This window comes from Mycobacterium sp., from assembly GCF_049280035.1.
Taxonomy (GTDB): Bacteria; Actinomycetota; Actinomycetes; order Mycobacteriales; family Mycobacteriaceae; genus Mycobacterium.
In genome coordinates, this window is sequence record NZ_JBAPPI010000322.1 from 1 (window position 1) to 4,012 (window position 4,012).

General features: G+C 65.3%; 4 protein-coding genes and 1 pseudogene. 1 reads left to right on the forward strand and 4 read right to left on the reverse strand.

Annotation, left to right across the window (positions count from 1 at the left end; genetic code table 11):
* Positions 1-90 precede the first annotated feature (90 nt).
* The 3 genes and pseudogenes from WAN71_RS10885 to WAN71_RS10895 all read right to left on the reverse strand — a co-directional run bounded on the left by WAN71_RS10885 (position 91) and on the right by WAN71_RS10895 (position 2,823).
* Positions 91-1,074: pseudogene (locus tag WAN71_RS10885) on the reverse strand (2-hydroxyacid dehydrogenase).
* Positions 1,050-2,183 (reverse strand): alpha/beta hydrolase, encoded by a 1,134-nt coding sequence (locus tag WAN71_RS10890; protein ID WP_422225335.1) that lies wholly within the window; start codon positions 2,181-2,183, stop codon positions 1,050-1,052. The pseudogene WAN71_RS10885 and the gene WAN71_RS10890 overlap by 25 nt, the downstream one beginning before the upstream one ends.
* Before the next feature lies 1 nt (position 2,184).
* Complete coding sequence (locus WAN71_RS10895; RefSeq protein ID WP_422225338.1) at positions 2,185-2,823, reverse strand: TetR/AcrR family transcriptional regulator; 639 nt, start codon at positions 2,821-2,823, stop codon at positions 2,185-2,187.
* 159 nt (positions 2,824-2,982) lie between these two features.
* On the opposite strand from WAN71_RS10895, the gene WAN71_RS10900 reads away from it, so the two are divergent.
* Positions 2,983-3,558 carry a VOC family protein gene (locus WAN71_RS10900; protein ID WP_422225336.1) on the forward strand — a complete coding sequence of 192 codons (576 nt, stop codon included), beginning with the start codon at positions 2,983-2,985 and terminating at the stop codon, positions 3,556-3,558.
* 15 nt (positions 3,559-3,573) lie between these two features.
* Here the strand turns inward: WAN71_RS10900 and WAN71_RS10905 are convergent.
* Positions 3,574-4,012: TetR/AcrR family transcriptional regulator (locus WAN71_RS10905; protein WP_422225337.1), on the reverse strand; the 439-nt coding region annotated here is incomplete at its 5' end.

Sequence of the window (4,012 nt, forward strand, 5' to 3'; positions counted from 1 at the left end):
CAGGGATCGCACCGAATCGGCCAGGTCTTGATGCTCAGGAGTTATTGCGATCGGCATTGGTCGCCTTCCGTCGGGTCTTCTTCCGCCAATCTAATAACCGGTCGGTTGGTTGACGACATGGGCTAGCGGCTTTCCGTCCCGCAACCGACGGCAGTTGGCGACGGCCTCGACCAGGTATCGCCGCATGGTGTCGACGGTTTACCAGGTGACGTGCGGTGTGAGCACCACATTGTCCAAGCTGAGCAGCGGGTTGTCCGGCGGCACCGGTTCGACGTCGAAGACGTCGACACCGGCGCCGGCCAACCGACCGCCGCGCAGCGCGTCGACCAGCGCGCTTTCCTCGACAATCGCGCCGCGTGAGGTGTTGATCAGCACCGCACCGGGCTTCATGCGGGCCAGTGCAGCGTTGTCCAGCAGGCCACGGGTGTCGTCGGTCAGCGGCAGGTGCAGTGAAACGATGTCGCTGGCGGCCAGCAGCTCCGGCAGCGGGCGCCAGCCCGGCAACCCGTCGTCGCGGGTGCTGGTGTGCAGCACCGTGGCGCCCATCGCGGCGACAATGCCCGCGACCTGTTTGGCGATGTTGCCGTAGCCGACCAGGCCGACCGTGCAGGCGCCGATATCGCGCACGGTTTCGCCCAGCGCCGGGTCGGATGGCCAGCCGCGACCCTGGCGGGTGGCCCGGTCCAGGGCCGGCAAGCGGCGCAGGGTGGCCAACATCAGCAGCACCGCGCCTTCGGCCACTGACGGCGCGTTGGCGCCGGGCATATTGGCGACGGCGACACCGCGCCGCGTGGCGGTGTCGACGTCGATGGTGTTGACTCCCGCACCGAACTTGTGGATCAGCCGCCGCCGGGTTGCTTGCAGCAGGTCGGCACCGGAAAGCGGCCGGAGCACATGCCAAATCACGTCGGCGTCGGGTAACTCCCGGTAGAACGTGGCTTGCGAATCCGCGGAGTCATCGTCGGCGGACCAACGGATGTCAAGCCAATCAGCCTCCGGCGCAAGAAATTCCAGAACCTTAGGACCGGGAACGAAATGGGCAAGGACCCTCAGCGCCACCGCTTGGCTATCCATTTGGCAATGGTGTCAGCCTGCTCGCTGCGCGCCCCCGGCGTGGTGAAATAGTGATCGGTGTTGATGGCGCACAGCGTTTTGTCGGTGCTGGCCAGCGCGTCGTAGATGCGCTGGGCGTCCGTCGGGAAAACCCCGGTGTCGGCCTCGGCGTTGATCACCAGGGCAGGGCAGGTGATCCGCGCCAGATGCGGCTCGGCGCGGGTCTGGGCGGTCCGCAGACTCCACATCGCCATCCAGTTGCGCAGCGTGCAGGCGGCTGCGATCCCGTGCGCGGAACGGTTGGCCTTGGCTGGGACGCCGGCATAACACGTATTCGCTGGGCGTTTGGTCGGCTCGAGGGCCGGATCGACCATTCGGGGGTCGGCCCAAGTCCGCATCACGGTGAACGGACGATCCGAAAAGCCTGCTGCCCGAATACGTTTCAGTTCCGTTTCGGCCCAGTTGGTGATCGCGTGGTTGCGGGCTACCTGCGCTGACCGGTAGCGGGTCAGGAACTCCGACGAGTACGGGGGCCCGTTGCGCAGGTTGAACAGGTCGAGGTCGGGGTCGGTGGCGACCGGGTCGTTCTCGTCGACGACGGCGCCGTCCATCCAAGCGGTCAACACGTCGGGGCGCCCGGGATGGGCCGCACTGGCCACATAGCCGTCGGCGGGCAGCAGGTCGGTCAGCCCGGCTGCGGGCCGCATTCCCGGAAGCGGAGTCAGGTTGGGTTCGACCGTCTGGGCCTGATAGGCGGCCATCAATGATCCACCTCCGGAGTTGCCCAGCAGCACAATGGTTTCCACCGCTTGCGTTTCGCGTAGCCAGCGAACACCGACGCCGATGTCAACCAGCGCATGGTCGAGCAGAAAGGTGCTCTCAAAACCACGGAACCGGGTGTTCCAGCCCAGGAATCCGATGCCCCGGGTCGCCATGTAATCGGCGAGATAGTGCTCAGCGAAGTCGATCTGGTAGTGCGCGGCGATCATCGCGACCTTCGGTTTACGTCCGACGCCCCGGTGATACAGCCCCTGGCAGGGGTGTCCGCCCGCACCGGCGCGCCGGGCGGTCGGCGACGGCAATCCGACGAATTCGCGGATGACTCCGGGCGTGCCGCTGGTGCGAGTCACCTCAACGACCCTCCTGGCAATAGATGGCTCGGTAGAAGATGTTCGCCAACGTGTTGATGCAGGCCTCGTCGTCGGGCGTGCGGGCGGCGCCCGAACCCGGACCGGCGAGCTGGAGGTAACAGAACTGGTTGAACATCGCCACGATCGCCACCGCGATCAGCTGTGGGTCATCACCTGCGCAATAGCCGTGCGCTTGGGCGCGTCGCACCATTTCGTTGATGAAAGTGGTCGGGATGGCGCAAATTTCGGTCCAGTATTGGGCGAAGTCATCGTTTACCGTCGCCAGCTGCGACACGCTGACCATCTCCGCCAGCCGGTTTCGATAGGTGTGCCAATGCGCTGCAGCGGCCTGCTGCGCTCGCTCGCGGTTGGACAGGCCAGGTCGGATGACCGTTAGCGCGCGCTGATTGGCTTCGTCGCGGAACCGCAACGCCCATTCGCGGACCATCGCCTCTTTGGAGTCGTAATAGTTGTAAAACGACGCCGTCGACCGGCCGGCCTCCGCGGCGATATCGGCGATGGTGGTGGCCAGGATGCCTTTGCGCGCAATAACTGTCCGGGCGGCGGCGTCGATGGCGGCCTGGGTTTGGCGGCCGCGGCTGGTTGGTAGCTGAGCACGCCGGGTCGGTTGCTCGGACACCGTCGACACCGGCGGGCCTCCTTCGTCGTGACCGCGAGATCGCGCTGATTCCGGGAGCGTCGCGACCTCTGGAATAGAACTGAATCTGATGTTAGGTTCAGATCCAGATCTCCGCCACGAAACCAGCGATGCGCACTGCCGACGGACGGGAGCCCGGAGATGATCAAGCCGCACAACACCAACTCCGAGTTCGAACTTGGCGGTATCAACCATGTCGCCCTGGTGTGCTCGGACATGGCGCGCACCGTGGATTTCTACAGCAACATCCTGGGCATGCCGTTGATCAAGTCGCTTGACCTGCCCGGGGGCACCGGTCAGCATTTCTTTTTCGATGCCGGCAACGGTGATTGCGTTGCATTCTTCTGGTTCGCCGACGCGCCGGACCGGGTGCCGGGCCTCTCGTCGCCGGCTGCCATCCCGGGCATCGGGGAGATCACCAGCGCCGTCAGCACCATGAACCACTTGGCATTTCATGTCCCGGCCGAGAAGTTCGACGACTATCGGCAGCGCCTCAAGGCCAAAGGGGTACGGGTCGGCCCGGTGCTCAACCATGACGAAAGCGAGATGCAGGTCTCGGCCACGGTGCATCCAGGTGTCTATGTGCGGTCATTTTATTTCCAGGATCCCGACGGGATCACGCTCGAGTTTGCCTGCTGGATAAAGGAATTCACAACTGCTGATACGCCGGCCGTGCCCAGGACGGCGGCCGACCGCCGCATCCCGGCGGCCCACTAGCGCACCGCGCCCCATTTAATCGCGATACAAGCTCGGGTCGGCGAGCTCGTCGAGCAATGACGCGAGCTGGTCGATCAGCTGATCGGGATCGAGCCGCACTTCACCGGCCAGCCACGCGCCGATGGTTTGGGCCACCCCACCAACCACGAAATGCGCGGCGGCCTTGATCCGGTCGTTCTCCGGTACCCGCAGTGCGTTCTCGACGTGGCGACCAGAGAGCATCGCGAAGAGCGCACTGGATTCGACACGCTTGCGCACCAGTACGGTGTTGGCCAGCTGCGCGCTGAACAGCAGTCGGCCCACCCGAGGGTCGCCGCCGATCGTTCGGACGATGTTGGTCATGCCCGCGCTGGTCCGTTCCTCCGGCGGTGCGGCGGCCACCGCGGCCTGCGTGGTGGCCGCCAGGTCGGCGATCACCCAGTCGAAGACCGCTGCGACGAACTCGTCCTTGTCG